The sequence below is a fragment of the Swingsia samuiensis genome (genome assembly GCF_006542355.1).
GTDB classification, from domain to species: Bacteria; Pseudomonadota; Alphaproteobacteria; order Acetobacterales; family Acetobacteraceae; genus Gluconobacter; species Gluconobacter samuiensis.
Window position 1 is genome coordinate 1,574,144 of record NZ_CP038141.1, and the last position, 23,004, is coordinate 1,597,147.

General features: G+C 49.2%; 33 protein-coding genes. 5 read left to right on the top strand and 28 right to left on the bottom strand.

All coding sequences use genetic code 11. The features are described 5' to 3' along the window. Positions 1–5: 5 nt before the first annotated feature. The 18 genes from E3D00_RS07385 to E3D00_RS07470 all read right to left on the bottom strand — a co-directional run bounded on the left by E3D00_RS07385 (position 6) and on the right by E3D00_RS07470 (position 14,105). Entirely contained in the window at positions 6–1,763 is a 1,758-nt protein-coding gene (locus E3D00_RS07385) for a hypothetical protein (RefSeq protein WP_141461325.1), read from the bottom strand. A gap of 142 nt (positions 1,764–1,905) precedes the next feature. Next, complete coding sequence (locus E3D00_RS07390; protein WP_141461327.1) at positions 1,906–2,355, bottom strand: hypothetical protein; 450 nt, start codon at positions 2,353–2,355, stop codon at positions 1,906–1,908. 3 nt (positions 2,356–2,358) lie between these two features. Continuing rightward, positions 2,359–2,796, bottom strand: a complete 438-nt coding sequence (locus E3D00_RS07395) for a phage tail fiber protein (RefSeq protein WP_141461329.1) — start codon at positions 2,794–2,796, stop codon at positions 2,359–2,361. Further along, entirely contained in the window at positions 2,796–3,947 is a 1,152-nt protein-coding gene (locus E3D00_RS07400) for a DUF3383 family protein (RefSeq protein ID WP_141461330.1), read from the bottom strand. The genes E3D00_RS07395 and E3D00_RS07400 overlap by 1 nt, the downstream gene beginning before the upstream one ends. Positions 3,948–3,962: 15 nt before the next feature. Further along, positions 3,963–4,520, bottom strand: a complete 558-nt coding sequence (locus tag E3D00_RS07405; protein ID WP_141461332.1) for a phage neck terminator protein — start codon at positions 4,518–4,520, stop codon at positions 3,963–3,965. After that, the gene (locus tag E3D00_RS07410; RefSeq protein WP_141461334.1) at positions 4,472–4,828 is read right to left on the bottom strand and encodes a hypothetical protein; all 357 of its coding nucleotides are present in this window, start codon (positions 4,826–4,828) and stop codon (positions 4,472–4,474) included. Before E3D00_RS07410 ends, E3D00_RS07405 begins: the two co-directional genes overlap by 49 nt. 22 nt (positions 4,829–4,850) lie before the next feature. Next, entirely contained in the window at positions 4,851–5,345 is a 495-nt protein-coding gene (locus tag E3D00_RS07415) for a hypothetical protein (protein WP_141461336.1), read from the bottom strand. Continuing rightward, complete coding sequence (locus tag E3D00_RS07420; protein WP_141461338.1) at positions 5,345–5,791, bottom strand: DUF4054 domain-containing protein; 447 nt, start codon at positions 5,789–5,791, stop codon at positions 5,345–5,347. The genes E3D00_RS07415 and E3D00_RS07420 overlap by 1 nt, the downstream gene beginning before the upstream one ends. Further along, a complete protein-coding gene (locus E3D00_RS07425; RefSeq protein ID WP_141461339.1) occupies positions 5,788–6,234 on the bottom strand; it encodes a hypothetical protein in 447 nt (148 codons plus the stop codon). Before E3D00_RS07425 ends, E3D00_RS07420 begins: the two co-directional genes overlap by 4 nt. A gap of 3 nt (positions 6,235–6,237) precedes the next feature. Then, positions 6,238–7,281 carry a hypothetical protein gene (locus E3D00_RS07430; protein ID WP_141461341.1) on the bottom strand — a complete coding sequence of 348 codons (1,044 nt, stop codon included), beginning with the start codon at positions 7,279–7,281 and terminating at the stop codon, positions 6,238–6,240. Positions 7,282–7,291: 10 nt separating this feature from the next. After that, the gene (locus E3D00_RS07435) at positions 7,292–7,828 is read right to left on the bottom strand and encodes a structural cement protein Gp24 (RefSeq protein ID WP_141461343.1); all 537 of its coding nucleotides are present in this window, start codon (positions 7,826–7,828) and stop codon (positions 7,292–7,294) included. Between the two features lie 12 nt (positions 7,829–7,840). Further along, a complete protein-coding gene (locus E3D00_RS10635) occupies positions 7,841–9,040 on the bottom strand; it encodes a DUF2213 domain-containing protein (RefSeq protein ID WP_246091395.1) in 1,200 nt (399 codons plus the stop codon). Between the two features lie 2 nt (positions 9,041–9,042). Then, positions 9,043–9,867 (bottom strand): phage head morphogenesis protein, encoded by an 825-nt coding sequence (locus tag E3D00_RS07445; RefSeq protein ID WP_220093251.1) that lies wholly within the window; start codon positions 9,865–9,867, stop codon positions 9,043–9,045. Between the two features lie 5 nt (positions 9,868–9,872). After that, complete coding sequence (locus E3D00_RS07450) at positions 9,873–11,432, bottom strand: phage portal protein (RefSeq protein WP_181441946.1); 1,560 nt, start codon at positions 11,430–11,432, stop codon at positions 9,873–9,875. Between the two features lie 83 nt (positions 11,433–11,515). After that, the gene (locus E3D00_RS07455; protein WP_141461347.1) at positions 11,516–12,739 is read right to left on the bottom strand and encodes a PBSX family phage terminase large subunit; all 1,224 of its coding nucleotides are present in this window, start codon (positions 12,737–12,739) and stop codon (positions 11,516–11,518) included. Further along, positions 12,717–13,145 (bottom strand): terminase small subunit-like protein, encoded by a 429-nt coding sequence (locus E3D00_RS07460; RefSeq protein WP_141461349.1) that lies wholly within the window; start codon positions 13,143–13,145, stop codon positions 12,717–12,719. The genes E3D00_RS07455 and E3D00_RS07460 overlap by 23 nt, the downstream gene beginning before the upstream one ends. Then, a complete protein-coding gene (locus E3D00_RS07465; RefSeq protein WP_141461351.1) occupies positions 13,145–13,435 on the bottom strand; it encodes a hypothetical protein in 291 nt (96 codons plus the stop codon). Before E3D00_RS07465 ends, E3D00_RS07460 begins: the two co-directional genes overlap by 1 nt. Before the next feature lie 58 nt (positions 13,436–13,493). Beyond that, positions 13,494–14,105, bottom strand: coding sequence for a hypothetical protein (locus E3D00_RS07470; protein WP_141461354.1), 612 nt, complete (start codon positions 14,103–14,105; stop codon positions 13,494–13,496). Between the two features lie 100 nt (positions 14,106–14,205). Between E3D00_RS07470 and E3D00_RS10545 the strand changes: the two genes are divergently transcribed. Both E3D00_RS10545 and E3D00_RS07480 read left to right on the top strand, forming a co-directional pair. Next, the gene (locus tag E3D00_RS10545; RefSeq protein WP_181441947.1) at positions 14,206–15,210 is read left to right on the top strand and encodes a LysM peptidoglycan-binding domain-containing protein; all 1,005 of its coding nucleotides are present in this window, start codon (positions 14,206–14,208) and stop codon (positions 15,208–15,210) included. Continuing rightward, positions 15,207–15,602: a lysozyme inhibitor LprI family protein gene (locus E3D00_RS07480; protein ID WP_141461355.1), complete on the top strand. Its 396-nt coding sequence runs from the start codon at positions 15,207–15,209 to the stop codon at positions 15,600–15,602. The genes E3D00_RS10545 and E3D00_RS07480 overlap by 4 nt, the downstream gene beginning before the upstream one ends. 110 nt (positions 15,603–15,712) lie before the next feature. On the opposite strand, the gene E3D00_RS07485 is transcribed toward E3D00_RS07480, so the two are convergent. Then, positions 15,713–16,597, bottom strand: coding sequence for a superinfection immunity protein (locus E3D00_RS07485; RefSeq protein WP_141461357.1), 885 nt, complete (start codon positions 16,595–16,597; stop codon positions 15,713–15,715). Positions 16,598–16,643: 46 nt separating this feature from the next. Next, complete coding sequence (locus tag E3D00_RS07490; RefSeq protein WP_141461359.1) at positions 16,644–16,799, bottom strand: CopG family transcriptional regulator; 156 nt, start codon at positions 16,797–16,799, stop codon at positions 16,644–16,646. A 116-nt stretch (positions 16,800–16,915) separates the two neighbouring features. Between E3D00_RS07490 and E3D00_RS07495 the strand changes: the two genes are divergently transcribed. The 3 genes from E3D00_RS07495 (at position 16,916) to E3D00_RS07505 (ending at position 18,684) form a co-directional block, all read left to right on the top strand. Then, entirely contained in the window at positions 16,916–17,773 is an 858-nt protein-coding gene (locus E3D00_RS07495; RefSeq protein ID WP_220093252.1) for a Rha family transcriptional regulator, read from the top strand. Next, positions 17,770–18,189 carry a hypothetical protein gene (locus tag E3D00_RS07500; RefSeq protein ID WP_141461360.1) on the top strand — a complete coding sequence of 140 codons (420 nt, stop codon included), beginning with the start codon at positions 17,770–17,772 and terminating at the stop codon, positions 18,187–18,189. Before E3D00_RS07495 ends, E3D00_RS07500 begins: the two co-directional genes overlap by 4 nt. A gap of 90 nt (positions 18,190–18,279) precedes the next feature. Continuing rightward, positions 18,280–18,684: a hypothetical protein gene (locus E3D00_RS07505; RefSeq protein WP_141461362.1), complete on the top strand. Its 405-nt coding sequence runs from the start codon at positions 18,280–18,282 to the stop codon at positions 18,682–18,684. A 94-nt stretch (positions 18,685–18,778) separates the two neighbouring features. On the opposite strand, the gene E3D00_RS07510 is transcribed toward E3D00_RS07505, so the two are convergent. From E3D00_RS07510 to E3D00_RS07545, 8 genes are all read right to left on the bottom strand, one after another. Beyond that, positions 18,779–19,075: a hypothetical protein gene (locus tag E3D00_RS07510; protein WP_141461364.1), complete on the bottom strand. Its 297-nt coding sequence runs from the start codon at positions 19,073–19,075 to the stop codon at positions 18,779–18,781. 5 nt (positions 19,076–19,080) lie between these two features. Next, complete coding sequence (locus E3D00_RS07515) at positions 19,081–19,782, bottom strand: hypothetical protein (RefSeq protein WP_141461366.1); 702 nt, start codon at positions 19,780–19,782, stop codon at positions 19,081–19,083. A gap of 158 nt (positions 19,783–19,940) precedes the next feature. Then, entirely contained in the window at positions 19,941–20,696 is a 756-nt protein-coding gene (locus E3D00_RS07520) for a hypothetical protein (protein ID WP_141461368.1), read from the bottom strand. Then, a complete protein-coding gene (locus E3D00_RS07525; RefSeq protein ID WP_141461370.1) occupies positions 20,693–21,049 on the bottom strand; it encodes a VRR-NUC domain-containing protein in 357 nt (118 codons plus the stop codon). Before E3D00_RS07525 ends, E3D00_RS07520 begins: the two co-directional genes overlap by 4 nt. Positions 21,050–21,051: 2 nt before the next feature. Next, positions 21,052–21,330, bottom strand: coding sequence for a DUF2312 domain-containing protein (locus E3D00_RS07530; protein WP_246091396.1), 279 nt, complete (start codon positions 21,328–21,330; stop codon positions 21,052–21,054). After that, on the bottom strand, positions 21,327–22,283 hold the full coding sequence (locus E3D00_RS10725) for a DNA cytosine methyltransferase (protein WP_141461372.1): 957 nt from the start codon (positions 22,281–22,283) through the stop codon (positions 21,327–21,329). Before E3D00_RS10725 ends, E3D00_RS07530 begins: the two co-directional genes overlap by 4 nt. Next, positions 22,283–22,507 (bottom strand): hypothetical protein, encoded by a 225-nt coding sequence (locus E3D00_RS07540; RefSeq protein WP_141461374.1) that lies wholly within the window; start codon positions 22,505–22,507, stop codon positions 22,283–22,285. The genes E3D00_RS10725 and E3D00_RS07540 overlap by 1 nt, the downstream gene beginning before the upstream one ends. A gap of 156 nt (positions 22,508–22,663) precedes the next feature. Next, complete coding sequence (locus tag E3D00_RS07545) at positions 22,664–22,999, bottom strand: hypothetical protein (RefSeq protein WP_141461376.1); 336 nt, start codon at positions 22,997–22,999, stop codon at positions 22,664–22,666. Positions 23,000–23,004: the final 5 nt, after the last annotated feature.

Here is a 23,004-nt window from a genome sequence, read left to right on the forward strand (position 1 = left end):
CAGCCTCAGTGAATACTTCGAGCGTTGTTATTGGGAATACTGCGAGCAAGTTCGGCATGAATATCACGCGCTATGTCACGCCCGTTATTCCCCGTCGTGTGGACGTTAATGTTGCCAATATGCACGGCAGTGCTGTTGTCCACGCGGCTTGATTTCTCTGCCTGTGCAGCGGTGGTCGCTGTCTCATATTGAGAGACAATCTTATCGGCGGCGAAGGTGGGGTTGGCTTTAAAGGCGTCTAGCACACGTTGAGCATATTTCGTGCCAGAGGTTCCGAACGCATCACTTCCTGCAACACCTGTATTCAGCCATTGTAAAGCCCCGCCTGCGCCTTGATTGTGGGCGTAAGCGAGAATGGATAACTTTTCAGCAGCCGATGCATTTCTGAACTTGTCGCTGTGTGAGGAAAGGTATTGATCGTTCTGTGCTGTAAAGGCTTGGAAATACCTTTCTTGCATGGCTGGATCGTGGAGGAACTCGTCCGTAGTCGGGACTTTCTCATGCAGGAAGTTTGCCGCACTCTTAATCGCCGCTTCTCCCATTTGGTACTTGCCCGCGAATTTGCCGCCAGCGCCTCCCATTTGGTCGTAACGTGCGCCTTCAATGCCTGCAATGGAGTTAGAGAAGGGGTTGAGTTTTGTATTGTCGTCAAACAACCACATAACCTGTGATTGAGTGTTGGGATTGCTTGTCTTGTTGAGCAACCAGTTTTCTATTGGCGATCCAATATGTTTTTTAAATGCCTCATAGCCAGCATCAATACTTGGATCGTCGTGAGAGAGGTAGTTTTTAATAGCCTCGCCAAGATCACCGATGCTTTTTTTAAAGTTATTTACGCTTTGCGTTGCGTTGTTTGCAAATTGTTCCCACTTGATAAGTCTGTCGATCCCTTTTTCCAGAGACGGAGTGAGATCGCCAAGAATAGTACGCCCCAATAGTTCGGATTGGGTTGTCAGGACTGTAAACTCTTCCGTTAGTCGTTGACTGTCTTTGATCTGTTTTTCGGTAGGGCCAATATTCTGAAATTCTTTCTGGATACGGTCGAAGTCTTTAACGCTCTTATCGATGAGGTTAATTTCGCCGGGTCCAAATCCGAGGCTTGAGAGAAGGGTGTTCTTGACCCCTTGATCCATTCCTTGGGTTGAACGGTTCAGGCGTTTTAATATGTCCTGCCGAATATGATGGTGTTCATCGAGATAATCATTGGTGTTTAGACCGAGATTACCCATAATTCTATTAAGGTTTGCCGATTGAGCAGGGTCAACCGCCATATTCTGAAGCGTTTGGAACGTTGAGCCAACCTCAGATGCTGAACCTCCGACTGCCTCAACAGCCTTTTGCATTTGATAGAGTTTGGTTGGATCCATATTCAGGCGTTGGGCCATATATCCCAATTCTGAATTAGAGCGCGTAACATCTGAAAGGAAGTCTTTTAAGGCTTTCCCTCCGGTAAAAATAGCAAGAAGGCCAAGCGCTTCTCGACGAACAAGAGAAAATGAATCTGCTGATTTTTTACCGCTCCTTTCAAACTCCTTTCCAGACTTTTCAGCCTTTTTGCTGCTTTGTTCGAGTTTTTTTCCTGCGCCTTCGGCTTTTTTGCCGCTATTCTCGGCGTTCTCTCCCGTTTCTTCTAAAGTAGAGCCTGCGGCATCTGCGGCATTATCCAGCGTTTTAAACGCTTTGGTCATCGCGTTCAGTTCAGCAGGGACGTTTTTAGTATCCAAAGCGAACTTAATGACGAGAGAGTCGAGGACGTTTGCCATTTCAAAGAACTTTATGAGTTATACGCCGAGACGGTAAAAGCCTCCCACAACAGAAGCATATCTTCGGTGTCGTAGAGGGTTTTCAATTCGTGGAGTGTCGCAAGCCTAGAGGCGAGAACTGCCCCCATGATGGGGGACATATTCACGCAGCTTGCGGGTTTGCGGTGTCCCCTTGAGGTGTGAGGGCCGCCACGAGGGGGGAAATCTGGTAAGCGGCGGCCTTGAAGAAATCCACATGCAGCTTGAAGGCTTCCTCGCGAAGCTTTACGAGGGTTTCAGCATCGTCAATATCGGCGTCAAGGATTTCAGAAGGGACTGTCCCAGCACGAACGATCTTGGCGCATTTCATGAGGGCTTCGAAGGCTTTGTCGCACTCTTCATTGTCCATATAACCAAAGATGTTCATGGCTAAGCCGGACATTCCAAGAAGTCCCGCTTTAATGCCAGAAGGAGGGACTTTAACGCCCGCTTGGATTAGAGCCTTGATCGTATGACGCGCCCACTTGTCAGCCGCAAAAGCCGACATGCGGGTGATGACAAACTTCTTGCCTGCATCGGCTCCTGATGTAGGAGACCATTCAATCTCTTTCATGGATTATATTCCTGCTGGCAATACACGTTCCCATTGGAGCGTGTAGGTTTGATCTTCAAGGGTTGTTCCCGCACTTGGAAAGACAGAGCCATTGGTGAGGCAGCCATTGAGAAGCGTGAACTTCCGGCCTGTGTCTGGGATGGATATTTCGCCACCCAGGGTAATCACTGTTCGGGATTGCTGCGAGGCCATAATAAGAGCATCAAAATAGGGGATGCTCTTACTGGCGGCAGAGAGTGTGACCGTCATACTCACAGCACGCGGCACATATCCACGGTTCAGAAAGCCATCGATTGACATTTTGGTCTCGGCCAGTTCAATCGCTTCGGCCTCAAAAGCCCGATCTGCCGAGAAGTTTTCCAAGCGAACAGGCGCGTTGAAAAGCCCGGTAAATGTAAGCATGAAGATTGCATTTGCCGAGGTAATTAATCCACCAGCCATTATTGAACCTCAACTGCTGCAAGTTTGATTGTCTGAACACTGCCGCCGTCTGTGTAGAACAGAACAGGCGTAATCGGTCCGCGTGTTGTGCGGACAAAGGGGAGCGCCTTGGATGCACCGGGGATGAAATACCAGCCTCGCGTTGCAAGCGTCTGTGCGGCGGATGTATTCCCCGCTTGGGAGTTGATGTTTTGAATTTGGGATTGGGCTAAGTTCACACCATCACGAATAGCGCCAAAGGTAACGGCCTGATTAATCGTATCTTGTACGGCCGAGGAAATGTAGCTGTCCCCAAGCGCATTAAACGGAATGTTCTTGACCGTTTGCATCATGTTCACCAGCGCATTTTGAAGGCTGGTATTGAGCCAGATCTGGTTGATGTAGCTGTCTGCAAAGCCAAACGAACCACTGACGGTTCCGGGATAGAACCACTGACGGCTGGACGCTTGCGTGTCATAAGAGCCGTAATAGTTATACCCGTTCGCTTCTAGTGTTCTGGCGGTTGTGCCATCGATCACCGTAGGGGTTACATTGCCATTTGATTGATAGCTTAAGCCCGTGCGGCCGTTGGTGGCTGTAAAGTCGATAGAAGCCATCCACCCCAACGCACCAGCGGCGGAAAGGCCTGTCGCATCATAAAGAACGGTTGTTCCATTGAGGGATTGCCCTTGAAGCCAGGAGCCAAATGATTTGGATGAGCCTTGTGTGATGGCCTCTTGGTCATTATCCCACGCCACAAACCATTGGCGCTTGTTACGGCTTTCGACCCATTGCGCGCAGGCTTGTTTTTCTGCGAATGACAGGTTCCAGTTTGTGGTGAAGCCTGTGAAAGCAGCTTGTCCGGCAATAAGATCAAGATAGTCTGGTGTAATCCCTGATGAGGATGAACCCAAGCCCGCAATATACAATACGTTGGGAGAAAAGAGAGACGTGCGTGTGCCGGAGAAATACGCCTGCGCCATAGCGTATTCCGCTGATGTTGCGCCAAAAGTCGTGGCAACACTGGCGGCACTTGTAAAAGGCACGACCTTTTGATCGGTCGCCTTGGTCGAGTTGCTGATGATCAGGCCTGTGAGCTGATTGATTCCCGTTCCCGGCGTCAAGACCGATGGGGTGACGGAAATCAGCTTGGAAATAGGAATCCCAGCCATTGTTTTTCCTTGTTGTTAGGAGTGGGGTTGATCTGCTTCAATGACGGTAAGCGTCACTTTATCAGCAGACCCGTTTGGAATAGTGACGGTGAAATTGACCTGCATTTTAAGATCAATCGTCCACATATCCTCGTAATTGCTTTGTTCGTTGACGTAGGTGACCTGACGAGGATCGCTGGCATAGAGTGGAGATATTCGGTCAGTCAGACCGCCGATAAACTCGGTCGCGTAATTATCGCGCCACAAGGTGGAAATAAGATGGATGGCATCACTGGCACCTTGTCCAAAGGCGCTGATTTGCATGGTGAGGATCGTTGGCTGTGTGATCGAGCGTTCAGTTGCGGTATAGTCCGAGCCGTTTGTGGCAAGGCGACTGCGTAAGATGATCACCATCGTCACATAAGACGTGAGCGGCGAGGGGACGCGGTTTAGTTGGCCTTGGAGGACTTCAAAGCCACTTGGGAGGAATTGTAATAGCCACTGGCCAATAATCTTGTAGATATCGCTTTCCGATGGTGTCGTTATCAGCTGCGCGGTCGAGTGATTTGGCGGGACACCACAAGTTTCGTCCATTCTTCCATTCCCCATTCTTCCAAGACCTGCACGACTTTCCAATCAGACCCGTAGAAGTGCAAAATATCGCCGCCTGTTTGAAGCGGGCGGTTCAAGCCTTTAATGCCGCCTCGGATATAGACGGCCCGCATATCGGATTGCTGATTGATGTTCTGGACTTGTCGAAGATCAGACGTGCTCATGGCTTGGACTTCAATCATCACGGAAATCTCAAGTTCATTGGGCGTTTTGCTGAAGTCATCATTGACCGTATAGCCGTTTGTGACTTTGAGAACGGCTTGGATCTGTCCATTGACTGGCGCAATCATATTCCCGGCGATCCCAAAAACATCAATCATCTTTGATCTCGTAGTGAACGCTGCGGAGCATGTTTCCGGTATCAATTAAGGGATTGTCGAAGCCTTTTTTCTTGATGGTCGATGCTGCATTGGGCGGTTCTTTGAAGGCTTTTATTTCATTTTGAATTTGCTCAACAATGCGCTCGGCGACAACATCCAAGGCCGCCTCGAAATCCCCGCCTGCTTGCGTCAAAGCAGCGGCAAACAGCTTCGGCCATTGCGCTTTGTTTTTCTCAATGGTTTGCCGCATGAAGGGGCGTTCTGGTATAGTTGGAGTGCCAAACTCGTTCCATATTGCCACCGCTGCGACCGGAACGTTCCCGTCCATCGAACCATCTTCAAGGAATCCCGCATTGATGTAGGGAAGATTTTTTGTCTTATCCATCACACGCTTGGCAATTGCATCGAATGTCGTTTTATTGGCGGATGCCTGTGGTTTTCCTCGCAAACGATTAAGTAGACTTTTAATTCCATTAATGACTGCCATTAGGGCCATATCCTTGGTCGTGGTGCCGTGCCGGGGATGAGACGCATCTGTCGCAGAAATGCGGTCATCTGCCAGTATGTCGCGCCATATTGCGTTTGCATGAACCACGCCGCACTGCCGGCCTGCGTGCCATTATCAACACTGATGGAGACAGAGCCGCGTGAGGCATTGGAAACGCGCCCCACGATGCCAGCGCCGTTTCCGCCTGCTTCTTTGGGAAGATTCAACTGAGCGATATGGGCGGTCAAATAGCCCAGCAATGCCGCGCGTTTGTTCACGTCTCGGACAAGGCTGTAAGGCGTATTGTTAAGAAAGAGGGTGGCTTCATCAAAATACGCCTTCGCCAGTCCTTCATTGACGCTCTTGGCTAGAGAAGGGAAACGTTGCGACCACACGGTATAATCGAACGTGACCACGCCCGGTGTTGGTGTGGTCGTATCGGTCATTTCTTATTATCCAATGCGTTTGCAGGAAGTTGATCTTCCGTTTTTGGCTCGAAGCCTGTTGCTTCATATTGAAGCTCGGTCATCCGCGCTGAGGCGCTGGCTTCTGTTGCTTCGGCAAAGATGAGGTTGTTCTTGACCAGATCACTTTCTTTGTTTTGCTCAAGCCATGTGTCCCAGAAGTCTTTATCGACAAGAGTGCGGCCTGCGCGTCCGAGAAGAATATTCTCTTTCGGATGAAAGCGCGGGTCAGTATTCGCCCCATTTAATTCGACCGTTCTATAGGGGATAAGAGGGGAGAAGTCGGGAGCCTTTGCCGCAGAGCGTTCGGCGCGTGCTTCGATGGCTTCTTTCTTGAAAATGCCGATGGATATGCCGTGGATGAGACGGCAATACACAACGACTGTGCTGTTGGTTGTATCGGTGCTTTTAGGTGCTGTAGCCATGTTTTATACTCCTACCATCTGTGCAACAGCGGTTGGGCGACGCCAGATAGTTCCCCAACTTCCGGCAGACATTTTCTGTCGTTCATAGGTCGAATATTGCTCAACCCGATGTGCGACGAGTTTATCGACAAAGGCTGTTGTGACGGTATCCACGCCATCCAGTGTCGGGACAAACATTTGCACCAAGTTCGCGCTTTGCTGGCCGCCAGACATGGAGGTTCCCGCTTCGGGGAGGAACTCAATGGACATGGTTGGGAAGCCTTTTTTAAGCATATCTTCCAGCGTGATACCGAACTGGTTGGTGTAGCTTAAAACAGGGGAGAGTTCGCTCGGTAAAACCACCTTTACGGGTGTGCTTTGATCCATATTACCTTGGAGGCGCTTGTTAAGATCAAACCGCAGCGCAACAAAGTCATTATAGATCAGGTTTGGATCACCCGTTTCCGTCCATTTCCCGCTGGCTGTTCCAGCTTTAGGCGTGGGCTGAATGGCTCGCGGTAGGGCAGGGTCATTCAACGCACCGTAAAGTTCGAGGCCTGATAATCCCCACAGGTTAATGCTGTTGGACGTTTTGTTCAGAACAGAGATGGCGGCCATGCGCTGTTCGTTTACCCATGAAAAGCCAGCAGCGCCCATCATCTCACTTTCGAGATTGCCGTACTGCGCCCATGTCTGGAACAGGTAGTTCTGGCGGTTCGTCCAGTTGGCGTTCGCGCTTGCTCGTCCTGCATCGGAATAATCGCCATAGGATGCCGTATAGCCAGAATATTCCGACAAGGGGAACATACGGTTACGCTGCGTTCGATCACCCGCCTTGGCAGAGCCATAGACTTGTTCCGAGCGCGTTGGCGTAATCAGCGCACGGATAACTTGCGGGTCAACAGCCGTTGTAAAGACGGAAGGAATACCGGAGTTAGGCGCGGTGACAGACGGGAAGGTCGGAGCGCTATCGAACGCGCCTTTTTCATGACCGTAGTGCGATACGCCGCCGAGATGAATACCATAATCCATCGCAAGGCGTGGTGCGTCTTTTCGAAATGTGCTCATGTTTTTACCGTTATTTGTTCAGTTGAGGAGTGGCAGCGAATGAGATTGGAGCCAGAGGACCGGAGATGATCGAAACTTGTCCGGCTGGCGCACCTTTTGCGACAACCCATCCTGTGGCGACTGTTCCATCAGGGGGTGAACCCACGGGGGCTGTTTTAATGCTTCCATCCGTTGTTGAAGCGAAAACCCCTTGGCCTGTAATTGTGTCTGCACTTACGAGCGCGAAGAAGTCGCCGCCTGTTTTCAGCGTCACCATAAAACCGGGGTTCATGGTCATGGTGCTGCCCTGATTAAACCCTGCGATGATCGCTGAATTGTCCCGGATGACAAAGCCTGTTGGGGAGGCTGATGCATTGCTGGGGTCGGGTTTGTTTAAAACCGTAACGCCGTCGCTCTGCGCCCATGCGAAATTGCCGATCGTGACACCGCCTGCGCCCGCTCTATGACCAAGTGCCCCTGCGATTGCTGTGCGTGTCGGATTGGCACTGGCGACATCACCAGGAAAGCCAACGGGCCAGTTGTAATTGATTTGGGATTGAAAGCTCATCTGCTGGCCTCCTTATAGTTTTTTAGGGAGCATGGTGACGCCAAAGCGTGTGCTGAAGTCGTCTGCAGCATCCATCGCGTGGGTTGCAACGGGACGTTTGGGCATCCTTTGCTGCAAGACGAGATCGAGCATAACGGGCAGGGCGGAGGGGTGTGTATCTTGAGCCATGACACCCGCTTCTTTGAGCGCGTAACGGTAGATGTCCTCTGCGCTATCCATACCGATCACTTCACCAACGAGAGGGCGGACGGCGGTTCGGGCGACCATAGCCGCGCTATGACGTTGCCGCTCTGCTGTAATCGCAGCCTGAACGGCGCTATCGACGGCCATTTTCACGTTGATAGCCCTGTCTTGTGCGCCTTTCTTTTTGTCATCTTCTTCCTCGTCCTCCGCGCCATCGTCATCATCTTCCGCCTTCTTGGTTGGCTCTTCATCCTCGGCTTTCTTGTCGTCCTCATCTTCGGACTTTTTGTCTTTGTCCTCTTCGTCTTCCGCTTTTTTCTTGTTGTCTGGGTCTTCATCCAGCCCCATGACTTTCAGAATGTCGTCAGGGGTTGAGTCCATGCCGATCTTTCCGCTCTTGATGGCTTCTGCCAGAGCGGAGGCCGAGCGTGCGTTGTCGTTGCGGCTTTTTATTGCCATTTCAATTTCCTCATTATGTGGGAGTGTGAGTGCGCTATCGCCGATAATGGCCGTGGTGACGCGGGGTTTTTCAACGAGTGCGAGATGGTTGAACCGGATATCCACCATTTTCAGCGTGTAGGGCTGACCGTTGATCGACCCGCTTTCTGGCACGGCGCGGTAGGCATATCCGGCTGAAACAGATTTCTTCGTGCCGTCTTCGATGCGCTTGATGGCATCGCCATCCCACACCGAAAGCTGTCCAATCAGGTTTGGGGCTTCAAACGAGCAGTTATTAACGGAGCCAACCGTGATTTCGCGCGGGTGATCATCAGCGCTAACGGGCTGGTGGATTTCAATGAGCGGTTTGCCATTCATGGAACTGGCCGCTTTGGCGAGTTCGTCTGCATCCCGGTAGAGCCAGTAAAGCGTATTATCATCAAGTCCGAGCGCCTTACTGCCGGGTATTTCACGTCCGTAATAGGGCGAGACGACAGCGGCGCTTACGATGCAGCGATCAACGAATAGATGGCCGTCATCGTCGATGCGTCTCACCGATCGGTCGAGCGCGATTGTGATATTGTCTTGCATGGTTATTCATCAAATCCCGGTATGATCGTGCGCCAGTAACAGCGGCAGTTGATGGCCTCGCCGGGAAAGATGCGCTCGCCATCGATTAGTGCGCCCTCATCAAGTCGAAAGCGCAACTTGTCGTTTCCCGCTTTGACGTGAGAGGGGCGAGGGTATTTGCCAGCCGTTGAGTGGATCCAGATCGCTTCTTTCAATCCGAGATCCATCTGACGCTTGCGGTTTATGGTGGCCGTTGCCTTGTTGTTCTGATCACGCGCAATAAGAGCGGCGCGGCGGCGTGAAATGCCGTATCGTTTTTGCAACTCACTCGATAGCGTCCCTAAATCACGACCCGCCATTGCCGATTGCATGACAAGCGTGTTGACCTCAGCCATATATTGTTGGGGGATGGATTTAATAAGCTGCACGTTCTCATTGATGGAGAGTTGCGCGGCTTCACGCACGGATTGGGACGGGTTGAACTTCACGGTGAAGCCGGACTTTTTCAGCGCGTCTTTGAGGTTTGCTTGTGTGTGATGATCAGCACGTCTGACAAAGTCTTCGGCGATATCCTCAGCTCGTTTGTCGAACCGTTTGACCCATTGGCTGGTCAGGTGCTCCATGATCTTGCGGAGGATTTTACTGACGCTGATATCAAAAGCCATGTCCTGCGCTGGCACAACCTGGCTTTCAATCTTCCGATAGTTTGCCCGCAGCCAGTAAAGCGTGCTGTCGTGCATATCATCGATAAGACGCATCAGATCACGGTAGTAAGCCGCTTGAATGGCAGCACTTGGACGCACGGGTCTAAGTAATAACCCGCGCTTTTTGTTCTGCCGTATCTTCATGAGGCTTACTCTTGTTCTTCACCTCGACTGATGAGGCTGTCCAGTTGGCCGTCCTCTGGCCCTTCTGGGGGTTCAGGCGGTGGCCCGGTAAGATCAATGTTTCGGTAAATACTGTGCGCGTCTGTTGCTTGACGTTCACGGGCTTCTTCGGGTGAGGTAATGCCCGCCGCTACGAGGACAGCATCTTCATCCGCTTTGATTTTCTCAATATCGGCAGCCTGTTTTTCGTCCATCTGCCACAGATGAATGAACTCAAACTCGATATCGGGGTCAATCTCGCCCCAGAGGTTGAGTTGAGCCAGTTGAATGATCTTCTCAAGGTTGGGGCGGATATGCGCTTCTTGGAAGGCGGCAATCTCGTCGTAGAACACCCGTATTTCGCCGTCTGATGAGGCGTTTAGTCCTGTCGGCTGTATCCCGAACATTTTCACGAGAGGGATACCTGAGACAGACGCCATCGCTTCCTGCGCTTGAGCAAGGAGTTTATCGAGGTCAGTCAGCGGTGTAGCGACAACCTTCACATCCTCAACGTTTTTATCGGCAACGATGGTTCTTTGACCTTGTGAGAGGTCATTCATCATCGTAGCGCGACCGGCAAGGCTCCCAACGTTGATATCGTTGTAATCCCCTCTAGAATATTGCTCTGTCGTGATCTCAGTTTGCATGTTCCCGTACATATCGGTCAGCAACACAAGGTTCGACGAATTGCGAACAATAGAGGAGACGCTGTTTCTTATTCCTAGAAAGTTATGCACATACGGACGCAAAAGCTGCGTCAGCGACTGGCCTCCAAAGTTAAAGGACGGCATGAGGATTTGCGAAACAGGGAAGGGCACCATCTGCAACAGGCGAGATTGGTCAATCAAAACGCCTTGCAGCCACCAGTTCCGGGGTTTGTAATAGTCTGGGTGCAGGTTGTTGTCGGAGTTGTATTGGTTGGGAGCCATCCACACAGGCTCGAGGTTTTCCAGCCGTTCGACAGAGCCAGTTTTGACGCCGTACTGATTGATCTTAAGCGGCTCTGATTGTCCCTCTGTCGTGAGAGGGCGGCCTTTCATGCCAATCCAGATGTGACCAATGCCGAACTTGAGAGCGTGCTCGACTTGTGTGTGAAAGACCTGACGCACCCGCAGGCGCTTTAATTCTTCTTCCAGTTCTTTAATCCGCTGAGCGCCTCTTTTATTCTGCGCTGCGTCTTTTCCGCTTTTAACGGAATTAAAGCGTATCCATTCGCGGGTGGCTTCTTTGGCAATGACCTCACAGGGTTTGCGGTATTCGAAGCGTTGCGCCATTTCAGCGAGTTGCTGATAGCCTGCAAAGGTCAGACCGTCCTCGTAAAGGCTTTTGGCAATCTGGAAGTTATTGGCTCCCCAACCGCCTGTAAAGTCAGGTGAGGGGCCATATTCGGCGCTATCCATGGCAAGGTGAGGAGGAGCCTCGCCAATCACACCTTGGGGTGGTTCATACGGCTTGATGCTGTTCATCACCGTGACGTAATCAGAGCGCAGTTGATCGGCCGCCCCATACTGGAAAGGCCGCGGCTTCTCTTTGGCAGGAGATCGCACGTTATGCGCCCGAGGCAGGTTCACTCGTGGCTCGATACGTCCGCGTTGTGGGCGCGTCTGAGCGGTGCGGGTGAACCAGTTTTTCATCGTAGGACTCTGTTTGGACTATAACGGCTGAAATCAGGGCGGCGGCGTTTATTGCGGATAATCGGGTTGAGGGCATAGCGAAGCGCATCAATCCCGTGGTTCCACTTATCCTCGATCTTGGGCAGAATATCGCCAGATCGCTTATCCACGACATAGGAGTACATGCGGAACTCTTTGGCGAGGTTTACGCAGCGTGGATGAACGACAATCTTGGTAAAGGCTTTGAGACGCTCCACGCCGTCTTCAACACTTCCCGGCCATTTATCAACGGCAGAGATGCGAAAACGAAAACGGTTTGCCATATAGCTGATCGTTTCAGGTCGGGAGCTATCGGCAAGGATGGGCCAGTCTCTTGAACCTTGGATCCGGTCAAACAATTCTGGCAGTTCATCCATTTCCACGCCATGGCCGAACGCTTCATAGTCGATGTAGAGAATATCATCGCTGATGAAGCATCGAACCAGCGCTGTAGGGTCTTGTGAGAAGCCCCAGTCAGCCCCGAAATAGAACCGTGCATCGTAAGGCGTTTCAAACTCTTCCACCACCACACGGTTCTTGAAGATTACCGCCTCACTGATCGTGCGACATTCACCTTCCCAGATGTGGTCGTATTTCTCCGGGTCGGATTTAAGAAGGCGGAGGCGTTCATCATTTAGTTCTGCGGGGAACCACGGATTATCCTGCCAGTTGACCTTACGAACGAGCGCTTTTGCGTCGTCTTGCAAGGACAGCATCAGCTTGTGAACAGGATCGTCGTCATTCTCTGGGTTGTACGTAAACCATATTTCAGATCCCGCTTTACGAATGGTCGGGACAAGCAATTCCAGCGAGTGAGCGCTGGTCGTTTGCGCTTCCTCAACCCAGCAAATATCGATACCTTCGGTTGATTTAATCCCCTGGGCATTGCGGGCTAGCCCTTTGAAGAGAAACTCGGAGCCTACGCTGGAGCGAATAGACGTGTCTGTAATATCAAACCAACGCGAAAGGCCGAGTTCGTCGATCTGGTCAGCCAGTAGCTTTTTAGAACTGTCTGCAATGCTGTTTTGAAACTCACGGCAGCACAGAACGCGAATGGGCTTGGACACAGCGAGTGCCACTAAAACACGCGCCACCGTCCATGATTTACTCGACCCGCGCCCGCCGTACCAAATGCGGTATCGGTAGTATTGTTCAAAATCACCAAAGACGGGGGGGATATCAATCAGTATTTGATTGGTCATTCGGTTGACTCATTCTCAAAATCAAGGTTGGCGAGGCGAGGGCGGCACCATTCGCTCCCGTGTGTTCGGTCGTGATTTTGTCGCCGTATTGTTTGGGAGCGCGTCGCGCCATAATCCATTTGAGCGTGTCGCACCGAACACGGGCAATGGCTGGATCAGGGTTGTTCATTTCCTGCAAGAGCCTGTCCTCAAACGCGTCAGCCGCACATGCGCGTGCGTGCGCGTACTGCGCTATCGTGTAACTGTCTTTTTGGGAATAACGTCGTATCGTTTCCCATACTGGCATTCCGTCGCGCTCCGAGATTGACCGAAGCGTCTCGCCTTCTGAGATCAATTTTAGAATTTCTACCCAAAGACTTTCCGTTATTGTAACGGGGGATGCCCGTTTTTTAACTGCTTTAGCCATTAGAACACCTGACTGCGAATTTTCGTAAGTTTTTTGCCGGGATACTGCGATTTGAGGAGATTAATCGCGGCTCGGCGTGTCTTGTTGGGACAAAAGCCAGCCGTGTCACACCATGAGACGCGCGAGTGAAACCAAGCGCCGTTTTCTGCGGTAAGGAACTGAATGGCTTGGTCACGTTCTGTTCGTGTGAGCTTAGAGGAGTCACATGCGCCATCTGGCCGCACACAATCCTCAAACGCACGCAGAATAACCGCGCGTGCGAGATCACGTTCGGGGAAAAAGAGGTTCATATTGTGGGGAGTTCTTGACGTGCGCGAGGCGCAGTAATCCAAATTTAAGAATTACATATCAAGAATTGCCGACAGGTACAAGCTTTTTTTGTTTTACCCGTTCTTGGGCTTGCTCACGATAAAAGGCGGTCAGCATTTGGAGCGCCATTGCACATTGAGCGGAGGTCTTTGCGCGGGCTTGAGTGGACGCAACATCTGGGAAAAGCTTCTCTCCCATTGCGGAGAAGGAGAGGCCATTTACGAGCATCATCTCTAATCGGAGATGCACGCATAAACCAAAGCGCTCACGGCATAGAGAAATCCGTTCCGCCGCTTTGCCGCGACTGATCGCAAACGTATGCACATCGCCACGAATATAGTCGCTGTCCTTGCTCTCATGAAGCGCGTCTGCATAGCCACTGGTGAAAAGGATATAGTCACTATACCAACGCTCAGCAGATGTGACGTCCTCGCTTGTAATATCGCCTGATTGTTCGAGTGCTTTAAGCGTATTGACCTTTACGCGCTTTTTGCCGCAAGTTTCGTAGTCCGGCTTAGCTGTGCGTTCAGGGGTAGGGGAAACATCCTCGGCAAAAGCAGGGATGAAGCGCCGTTTTTTTGTCTCCATCGGCGTAGACATTTTACGGAGTGTGGCGCCGTCAACAGGGCGGTATTTCTTGGCTTTTGGCATAGTTCGAGTTTAGACGAACTTTTTGGAGGGTACAAGGGGATGGATTTGTATATTGGAGTATGAATATAATAAATAAGTTTTTTTAATTGAGGCGTATTTTATGAAATATAAAGTTAAATCGGGAGATACATTAAGTAAAATTGCAAAACATTTTCATGTTAGTTGGCGTATAATTGCAAAAAAGAATAACATTTTAACCTCAAATCTTATTCATATCGATGATTTTCTCGATATCCCATTATTACATACTCATACTCATACTCATACTCATACTCATACTCATACTCATACTCATACTCATACTCATACTCATACTCATTTGAAAAATGTACAATTGAATAATTCAGTTCAAGATACAGTAAGTGGGCCTATTAAATTAGGGGATCTCTCAATGCGTTATGAAACGGGTTATAGTCCTGGGCAAGAGCATTTGGCTGCAGGACGTGTTTCTACAGGCATAGGTGATGCAGGTGGAGTATCTTATGGAGCGTATCAACTTAATAGTAAAGCCGGAGATAAAGTGAGAGATTTTCTCTCTAATGAGGGGGCATTATGGCAAGCTCAGTTTAATGGATTGGATGAGACTATTTCTGGTGGGGATTTTGAAAAAAAATGGAAACAGATTGCTGATATTTCACCAGTAGCTTTTTTTCGAGCGCAACATGAATATATTAAAAGAACAAATTATGGTATGACTGTAAGTCGTGTTGAAAAAAATACGGGCATTAATTTAGATACTTTTTCTATAGCAGTAAGAAATGTCGTTTGGTCAGTGTCAGTACAGCATGGTGGGGCTCATAAAATATTAGAAAGGGCACTTCATGATTTAAATAAACAAGATTTTTTACTTAAGGGAAACTTATTAAATAATTCACCTGATATGAGTGGGTCGTTTTGGCAGTTTAATCCAGACCGAGACTTTAAAGAATATATTTTTCAAAATGAGATGAAAAGTTTAGATCGTGATTTGATTAAAGCTATATACAAGGAAAGGAAAAAATATCTGCATACTGATACAAAAATGTCACCGAATAGTATAATGGATAACGAGCACCGATATAACAAAGAACTTCCTGATGCGTTAGCAGAGTTGGATCGATCATGAAAACACTATCGTTTATAACCACTTTAGCTTTATCAACTAGCATTTGTTTTGCGTCAGACTTTGAACAGTGTCGCAAACAAGCGGACTCTGTTGATCCTCAAATAATCGATTGCCAAGATCAAGAAATGGCAAGAGAAGACGCAGCAATTAATAAATTATATCAGCAAATATTAGAAAAACTAAAAAGCCAACCAAAAGCTGTTTCTACAATGAAAGACGCTGAACGTGCATGGATAAAGTATCGTGAAGCTAATTGTGGGCTTATCTCTGTGGTCTTTGGTGATGCTTCGGCAGATCATATCAATAAAAATGATTGTTTTATAGATATGACATCTACTCGCATTAAAGAACTTGAGAAATGGAACACTTCAAGGACTGTTAACGAGGAATAATCTACTCTAAACCTCACAAGAACCCCACCTCCGGCTTTCCAGCATGCCCGTGTTCGAACACGAACCACGCATTCTGGTTAGTCATCTGTTTCGAGGGTAAGTGGGTATCATCACTTTTCTTTGCGCTGCATTGTCCCCGCCATGAACAATGCCACACACCATCCGAATAATGTCCAACCTAAAAGGAGATTAATAAAAGCAACCATTCCAATATTCTCATTGCCGCGCTTCACGGCAAATATGGTCGGTAGCATGTATATATATAAAAAAATAATACCAAATATTATTAATATTAGTAAAAAAATTATATGAAATGGACTTAAATCGGCTTTTTTTGTTGATGTGTCTGTTTTATATCCGCTTATATTTGATGAATTTAATTCGTTATTTATTTGTCGATCTTCATTATTACCATTACCATTTAATATACCTGCATCGTCATCCGAAATAAACCCGTTAACGAGCGGGCGGTTATTGACGCGCTGCCATGTTTCTATGGCCTGACGAACGGATGAGCCGTAAACACCGTCTATTTTTGTATTTGACGGCAAGAAACCTAATTCTGCCAACCTCTTCTGCAACGCGATATGCTCATCAATCGGTCTATTCGCCTCTTCTAGAGCAGGGCCGCTTAAACGTTGTTTATATTTTTCAGTCAGCTTTTCTGTTTCGTTTTGAAAGCAGGTGGGGTCAACGTCTTGCCGTCCGTTTGTATCTGGAGCCCCCTGCAAACATTGAGCATTGCTTTTCTGGTCTTCGATAACTTCTTTTTTCAATGATTGCCAACCAGCGCGTCCTACTTGTTGACGTAGTGCATAATATGTTTGATCGAAGATAAGCTCCTGCTTGGCGGAATCGCTATCGTCGCACAGTAGATGGGCGATACTATTACTTGGAGAAACTCTAGAACATTCAAAGTCAGGATGATAAGTCTGCGCTGTTGCGTGAAAAGCTATAAACAACGGAAATAAAGCAATCAGACTAACTTTGTTCATTCTTAATATCCCTTCGGGGGTTATTAAGGCAGGAAAATGGCAAAGGTCAATCTTTACTTGCTTCCAGTCCTTTTTGAATTAGACGGCGAACTGCTTCGGCGCGGGGAATATTATGTTTTTCTGCCCATTTATCAAGTTGACCTAGCAAAGGCTGCTGAACCCTTGAGCGAACTTCTTCGCTTTCAACTTTTGGGCGACCCATTTTTTTACGCGTATTAAGTATTGACATACATACTATATACGCGCATATAGTTCGAGCGGCAACAGGAAATCCTACCTTCCTGCTCCGCTCTAACTATCAGCAAGGGAGAATACCCCATGCCAACAGCTAATATGCTTGTTAGCACACTTCCAAATAATCTCGCTATGTCCAGTTTAGAAATTGCGGCACTTACTGGCAAAAAACATCTGCATGTCATTCGCGACATTAAAAAAATGATCTCAGATTTATATGATAGAGACGCTACAAATTTGGACAATAGAATAGATCCCCCAAGTTTGGGGAATCTACATAAAATAGATGATCCAAATATGGATCATCCCAAAATTCAAGGAATTACCGTCACAAAAGACAAGCGAGGCTATATCTCCCGCATTGATCTCGACTATAGCCACACCATCACATTAGTAACTGGGTACGATACAAAAGCGCGGAAGAAAGTCGTCGATCGTTGGATGGCGCTTGAAGCGAAAGAGCAATCCACGCCTACTATCAAACCATCCCCTCGCAAGCGCAAACCAGCCTTTGATGTTGCCTTCAAACGTTTACTCAACGTTGCGGAACTACTGCCAACGCTTGACGCCAATCAAAAGCGCCTGAAAGCAGCGCGTGGAACGTATGAACTGACTGGCGTTAATCCGCTTGAGCTTCTTGGTGAAACATCGCTCCCTGCACCTACGAATGAGAACTACCTCACTCCAACGGAGATTGGCACGCATATCGGCTTATCAGGCCAGCGCATTAATCAAGTTCTCATTGAGCAAGGCTACCAGATACGAGTTAAAGGATCATCGACGGGCAGTTCTTACGAGCCGACCGAGAAAGGCAAGGACGTCAGTCGGTTCTTTGACACCACGCGCACGAATGGGAAAGGCTCCCAGCAGCAGCTTAAATGGTCGAACCAGATGGTATCTGTTCTGCGCCCTTTCGCACCTCGCAAGGAGAAAGTGTCATGAGCGCTTTGGCATTAGCGGGAACAGCTGGCTCGCGCAATCACCTCAAACGCATTGACCACATGGGGCTTTATCCTGAGGTGCGTCGTGGGGATTATGTGATCTGGCAGGACGTTGCGGGCTTTGTTGAAGAAGGGCTTTATGTCACTCACGTTGGGGACATAGAGCAAGTCTATCTCGTGCAGAACTGCGCCGGACGACTGCGCTTGCTTTGGCCGGAGCGCGACATTGACCCTGAGACGAGACGCCTCAAGCCTGATGCCAAACCGCAGGAATGTTCTCCGTCTGAATTTGCGTCCTGCTGCCGAGGATTTGTCGTCGCCTCCGTAAAGATGCACCATGAAGCGGCCTTTCTTGGGCGAGAGACACTGAAAACGCCCGTCTTTCGATCGCCTCGAAAAACACTTCACCACGCTTAAACATGAGCCGTCCTTCGGGGCGGCTTTTTTTGATATAGACGAATCAAAAATATAAAACTATTTGTAAAAAAACTATAGGGGGATGTTGTTGTGACTGAAACAAAAATTCAAGCTGCTGAAAGCAAATCTCAAGAAAATAGTAGCTTTTATGATATTGTTTTTAGTATTTTTACTAATTTAACAATTATTTCCCTTTTCTTTAAGGCTGCCGACACATCATTTAAGATGTCGGATAAAGAATTTTCCCACTACTTCCCGGGGGTAAAACTAGAATGCCTCCCTCTAATTCATTATAGTTTGACAATTTTTCTGATAATTATAGTTTTATTTTTGAATGTCACATTATTTTTAAAATTAATAATGATTTTAGTAAAAGCCTATAAACATAAAGTAACCAACAAGATTAGATTTTTTGGTTTTTTTATTTCGATAATATTAACTGATTTTATTATTATCGCAATGCTTTTCTCAATGGCATATATGGGGATGATATAATAGGAAAAATCTAACCATACCTCCACGCCGGCTGGCTCGACATACCAGTCCTCGGCGTTCCTCTCGTAGCCTGACGCTCTCATGTTCAAACCCTTCAACTAATTCGACTAAAATCGAACATACGCTCTAATGCCATTTTAAATCCGCCTGACGTTTCTACGCTACGATCTATGCAGACAAACTTTTCATCGCGTTCTACGCTAAAATTTACCGCCTTAGCGTTGATGTCTGAAACGATGTCGCGTCCCCATTCTCCGATATCGGCTCCGTGACGCATCTGGGAGCGAGCACAGGCCGCGTTCCAGTTCTTGGGAGGGACGAGATCCATTTGCGCGGCATCGACACATTCGGGCCAAACGTCATTTTCTGGCAGATTATCAACGATTTCCATGACTTTCACCCTACCATATCCGGCACTTCGGTACCAGCGGAAAAGTTGGTTTTTCTTGGATTTTCTGCGATTTTTTCTTCTCGAACGCTCCCTCTGAGTGCCGCACTTTTCCGATCTTGCTCAGCGTCAACGGCTTGGAGTTCTTCGCGCAGCTTGGCGAGCACAGCCTTGCGTCGTGCGATTTCTGCCGCATCGAGTTTCGTTGGCTCGGGTTCGGGGGGTGTTTCAGCAATGGCAAGGAGGTTTTTCAGAATAGCCACTTCATCGCGCAGCTTTTGCCCGAACGTGTCGAGGTGATTGAAAAGTTCAGCCGGGGACGGCCAGAACGAACCAACAGCTACGCCATTGCGTCGTGGCTGCCGAACCCAAGCAAGGCGGCTCTCAGGTGTCCATGCGGCATCTGGAATGTCGGAGCAGACCTCGCAAAAGATTTGGAGAATTGCTCCATTGGGCTCTGGTGGGTTCGTAACCATGGGCGCAAGTCTTGCCAGCCATGATTTGATTTTTTCCGGGTCTGCTGGGGCTAAGGCTCGTTCCGAGATTGCCAACTGCTGGCGAAGGGCTCTGACGCGGTCTGGTGTGATATCCCGTTTCCAGACGGCGAAGTGATCGCGTTTGAGCGCGATGAGATCAGCAACATCTCCCGAAGGGGCCGAATAGGCGGGGCGGCTTACGGCATTGCTGCGGCGTGTAATCGCTTGGCTCATGGTCAGCATCCCTCCACCATCACACCGCGTTGCCAAGCGGCGGCGTTTTGCTCACGGGTTGTTTGTCGGCTTGAGGTGCGGCTCGGGTAAATGCTTCTGTCGCGCCGAACCCAGTTGCGCCACGTTGCGTCCCAATCGAGTTTCGTGCCCTTAGCTCCTTAGACCCCGTGCCAGTAGTCGCGGAATGTCTCAGCCGTTTGCTCTGGGTCAACCTGATTATCAACCGCGAATTGGATTAATTCCTCAGACGGCCACCAATCGTCAGGCAATCGACAGCCGCGTTTTGACTTCGGCTTGGTAGCTTCAGCGGGCGCGGGAAGATTTTCGTTTCGAAAATCGCCCTCTCTCTCAATATCTGAACGCAGTGAAGATATATCTGCTTCTGCTTCTGCTTCTGCTTCTGCTTCTGCTTTTATCCGCGTGGAGCTTAACCCCTTTGTGCAATCTAGGTTAACCGGGGGGTTAACCCCTTCTTGCGTGTTGGGGTTAAGGGGTGGGTTAACCCCACTTTCTTCGGATAGGTTAACCCCTTGCTTTTTGCTAGGTTTTCTCTTGCGTTTTAGAGCAGGGTTCCCACCTTTTTTTCCGTTGTTATAAGCTTCTTCACTAGCAGTTTTTTCACGTACCATGCGTCGTGAAAAAATCACTCCATCATCCGTTTTTGAAAAAACTCCCGCTTCTTCTAACTCACTAATTGCGCTTGAAACTTCGTCAGAAGTCGCGCCAAAAATAACAGCCATTTGTCGAATTGTTGGTTGCTTTCCATTTACAAGCAGGTGTCCTTGTGGATTAGCGTCATGCATCAAACACAGCATATCCATCCACAATCCGCGCGCCGCAATCGAGCACATGCGCAAGGCTGGATCGCGTTGCCAGTCTTGCCACCAGAACTTGCCCCATTGTCTTGCGCTCATGCCATCACCTCCGCACGCAGAGGCACACCACACGACTTCAGGTGGTTATGCACGTCTTCAACCGAGCGACAGATGGCCACGGGATGGCCTGTCCGCTCTAGGATTGGAAATAATATCCTCTGGCTGGAATGGATCTTCCCATCGGATGTTTTCAATTCGATGAAATGCATCCGGCCATTCCACAGAACCATCATGTCAGGCGTTCCAGCAAGGCACCCACGCGCCTTGCGACGCGCTCCTTCCTGTCTGCCATTATTCCGGTTCTCAATGCTCATCGCGAGCGCATCCGTGGGGAGGCTGTAATTGAGAAACCTCCACACTGAGGCATGCAGACGATCTTCTGTTCTGTTCATACTCACACCCCCAAGGCGCGGCGGTAAATGTCGAAAAGGGTTTCTTCCTCCTCAACTTGTGCCGGGTCTTTTTTGCGAAGTGAGATGATCTGCTTGATGATTTTCACATCAAATCCAGCCGATTTCGCCTCGGAGAAGATGTCTTTAATGTCCCCGGATAGGGCTTTCTTTTCTTCTTCCAAACGTTCCACGCGCTCAATAATCGAGCGCAGACGATCCGCTGCAATTCCACCCTCTGCTACGCCTGAATTGTGGCCCGTCATGTCGATTGAATGGCTCATGTCAGTTCTCCTGATTCTGTAATTGATGCGATGAAAGTTTCGATGAAGATTGCTGCGACTTGCGGGACGATGGCATTGCCATAACCGCGCAATCGTCCCACTCTGGCGGGTATCCCATCAGCCAACGGCTGTGTGCTGGGTTCAACCGCCCTGAACTTGCCATCGCGGCATCCAATCCAGTCAGGATTTGTCCAGAATGTGTTATCCTGACTTCTCCTGGATGATTGCTCCACCCTTCCAAAGAGGTCATTCTCGCAACCATCGCTACCCCAATTTCTCTCCCCAATTCCATTCGCCTTTCTATTGCTTTGGGGGTTGCATCCAGTTTGTCTCCATCTCGCGCTAGAGGGGTCGGCCACGCCGCTAATTGAGTCGCCATATTTAAAGTTTTGTTTTGTGCAAATGTGTTGTATTTTTCGCCGCGATTGGCATCTGTCATCGTTGGTGTCGGCCAGCCTGACAGCACCGAAAAACAAACGTTTTCTAAGGTGCGGCGCGCCGACGCTACAAGCTGGCAAAACTGCCGCCCCGCAGGCGTATCCGAAACTTTCCAGCGCATTGAATAAATCGTCGATCCATCCGTGCTTAATCGCTGCTTCAACCTGCTCTCCAAAGATGATTGGAGGGCAATGCTCTTTGATGAGATCGAGCCATATTGGCGCAAGGTGCCGCTCGTCGCTCTGTCCTTTTTGTCGTCCGGCAACAGAGAATGGTTGGCATGGCGGCGATCCAGTCCAGCAGGCAAGCTCGCTATATCCTGCGAGTTTAAGCGCGCAAGGCCATCCTCCAATTCCTGCGAAAAAATGGCACTGTTCGTATCCGCGCAAATCGTCGGGCCGAACATCTCGAATTGACCGGGTATCGATGTGCCCGGTGGGCAGATGATGTCGTTTGCCAAGTTCTGAGAGCCATGCGGCTGTTGGTTTGTCCCATTCGTTGTAGTAAACACGCATCAACCCTCCAAAAATTCATAATGAGTGGTCACAACACGGCGCAGGCCAGCGGCTCTGAGGACAGCCTCACTAAACTTGCGGCCATTACGTGCATGAAGTTGGTGATTGAGTGTTTTCTTGCTGAGGTCGTTCTGGACACAAAAGGCTGTTTGGCCTCCAGCTTTTTCTACAGCTTTGGAGACGATGGCATACACATCAATCTCAGAGAGAGAATTGCGTATCATTTCAGCAACTCCTCTCGTGCAGCCTTGAGGGCGCGTTCCATCTTGTCTTGCCATTTTTCCCAGTGAAACCAAGAAATATGCAGGTAAAGAAGCTGGCAAGATGGAGGAGGGCCAGCTTCACATTTCACCCAATAAAAAGGGCGTTTAATTCTGATTTTAAACCAGGGCATTGCTTGTTCCTCGTGCGCTCTGGCGTTCGTGAACCAGACGCAAAACTTCTTCTCGAAGCGTTTCAGATGAGGCCATCAGTTCAATTAGTGCCTCCGCATCCGGTGCGTTGAGACCTGACAGCCAGTTTCGGGCGGCGCGAGGGCTTTTCATGGCCGCGCGCGCTAACATTTCGGGTCCGCTGCGAAGGTGCGTAAATTCGCGTTTAATCGCAGCTAGAAGGCGCTCACGAACAAGCTGCGAGGATGATGCAGCACTCATTCGCGGAAACTTTCGGTCATTTTTTGGCAACATTCGGTCAATAATTGCCCGATTATTTCCCATCGTTT

Excerpts from the sequence above, each read along its gene's own strand:
- E3D00_RS07430 (WP_141461341.1), bottom strand. The coding sequence starts at position 7,281 with ATGAGCACATTTCGAAAAGACGCACCACGCCTTGCGATGGATTATGGT.
- E3D00_RS07395 (WP_141461329.1), bottom strand. The coding sequence starts at position 2,796 with ATGGCTGGTGGATTAATTACCTCGGCAAATGCAATCTTCATGCTTACA.
- E3D00_RS10725 (WP_141461372.1), bottom strand. The coding sequence starts at position 22,283 with ATGCGTGTTTACTACAACGAATGGGACAAACCAACAGCCGCATGGCTC.
- E3D00_RS07515 (WP_141461366.1), bottom strand. The coding sequence starts at position 19,782 with ATGAGCCAAGCGATTACACGCCGCAGCAATGCCGTAAGCCGCCCCGCC.
- E3D00_RS07385 (WP_141461325.1), bottom strand. The coding sequence starts at position 1,763 with ATGGCAAACGTCCTCGACTCTCTCGTCATTAAGTTCGCTTTGGATACT.
- E3D00_RS07405 (WP_141461332.1), bottom strand. The coding sequence starts at position 4,520 with ATGGACGAAACTTGTGGTGTCCCGCCAAATCACTCGACCGCGCAGCTG.
- E3D00_RS07415 (WP_141461336.1), bottom strand. The coding sequence starts at position 5,345 with ATGGCAGTCATTAATGGAATTAAAAGTCTACTTAATCGTTTGCGAGGA.
- E3D00_RS07460 (WP_141461349.1), bottom strand. The coding sequence starts at position 13,145 with ATGGCTAAAGCAGTTAAAAAACGGGCATCCCCCGTTACAATAACGGAA.
- E3D00_RS07470 (WP_141461354.1), bottom strand. The coding sequence starts at position 14,105 with ATGCCAAAAGCCAAGAAATACCGCCCTGTTGACGGCGCCACACTCCGT.
- E3D00_RS07525 (WP_141461370.1), bottom strand. The coding sequence starts at position 21,049 with ATGAACAGAACAGAAGATCGTCTGCATGCCTCAGTGTGGAGGTTTCTC.
- E3D00_RS07410 (WP_141461334.1), bottom strand. The coding sequence starts at position 4,828 with ATGATTGCGCCAGTCAATGGACAGATCCAAGCCGTTCTCAAAGTCACA.
- E3D00_RS07465 (WP_141461351.1), bottom strand. The coding sequence starts at position 13,435 with ATGAACCTCTTTTTCCCCGAACGTGATCTCGCACGCGCGGTTATTCTG.
- E3D00_RS10635 (WP_246091395.1), bottom strand. The coding sequence starts at position 9,040 with ATGCAAGACAATATCACAATCGCGCTCGACCGATCGGTGAGACGCATC.
- E3D00_RS07400 (WP_141461330.1), bottom strand. The coding sequence starts at position 3,947 with ATGGCTGGGATTCCTATTTCCAAGCTGATTTCCGTCACCCCATCGGTC.
- E3D00_RS07445 (WP_220093251.1), bottom strand. The coding sequence starts at position 9,867 with ATGAAGATACGGCAGAACAAAAAGCGCGGGTTATTACTTAGACCCGTG.
- E3D00_RS07485 (WP_141461357.1), bottom strand. The coding sequence starts at position 16,597 with ATGAACAAAGTTAGTCTGATTGCTTTATTTCCGTTGTTTATAGCTTTT.
- E3D00_RS07530 (WP_246091396.1), bottom strand. The coding sequence starts at position 21,330 with ATGAGCCATTCAATCGACATGACGGGCCACAATTCAGGCGTAGCAGAG.
- E3D00_RS07435 (WP_141461343.1), bottom strand. The coding sequence starts at position 7,828 with ATGAGCTTTCAATCCCAAATCAATTACAACTGGCCCGTTGGCTTTCCT.
- E3D00_RS07495 (WP_220093252.1), top strand. The coding sequence starts at position 16,916 with ATGCCAACAGCTAATATGCTTGTTAGCACACTTCCAAATAATCTCGCT.
- E3D00_RS07540 (WP_141461374.1), bottom strand. The coding sequence starts at position 22,507 with ATGATACGCAATTCTCTCTCTGAGATTGATGTGTATGCCATCGTCTCC.
- E3D00_RS07390 (WP_141461327.1), bottom strand. The coding sequence starts at position 2,355 with ATGAAAGAGATTGAATGGTCTCCTACATCAGGAGCCGATGCAGGCAAG.
- E3D00_RS07455 (WP_141461347.1), bottom strand. The coding sequence starts at position 12,739 with ATGACCAATCAAATACTGATTGATATCCCCCCCGTCTTTGGTGATTTT.
- E3D00_RS07420 (WP_141461338.1), bottom strand. The coding sequence starts at position 5,791 with ATGACCGATACGACCACACCAACACCGGGCGTGGTCACGTTCGATTAT.
- E3D00_RS07425 (WP_141461339.1), bottom strand. The coding sequence starts at position 6,234 with ATGGCTACAGCACCTAAAAGCACCGATACAACCAACAGCACAGTCGTT.
- E3D00_RS07545 (WP_141461376.1), bottom strand. The coding sequence starts at position 22,999 with ATGGGAAATAATCGGGCAATTATTGACCGAATGTTGCCAAAAAATGAC.
- E3D00_RS07510 (WP_141461364.1), bottom strand. The coding sequence starts at position 19,075 with ATGGAAATCGTTGATAATCTGCCAGAAAATGACGTTTGGCCCGAATGT.
- E3D00_RS10545 (WP_181441947.1), top strand. The coding sequence starts at position 14,206 with ATGAAATATAAAGTTAAATCGGGAGATACATTAAGTAAAATTGCAAAA.
- E3D00_RS07520 (WP_141461368.1), bottom strand. The coding sequence starts at position 20,696 with ATGAGCGCAAGACAATGGGGCAAGTTCTGGTGGCAAGACTGGCAACGC.
- E3D00_RS07500 (WP_141461360.1), top strand. The coding sequence starts at position 17,770 with ATGAGCGCTTTGGCATTAGCGGGAACAGCTGGCTCGCGCAATCACCTC.
- E3D00_RS07490 (WP_141461359.1), bottom strand. The coding sequence starts at position 16,799 with ATGGGTCGCCCAAAAGTTGAAAGCGAAGAAGTTCGCTCAAGGGTTCAG.
- E3D00_RS07480 (WP_141461355.1), top strand. The coding sequence starts at position 15,207 with ATGAAAACACTATCGTTTATAACCACTTTAGCTTTATCAACTAGCATT.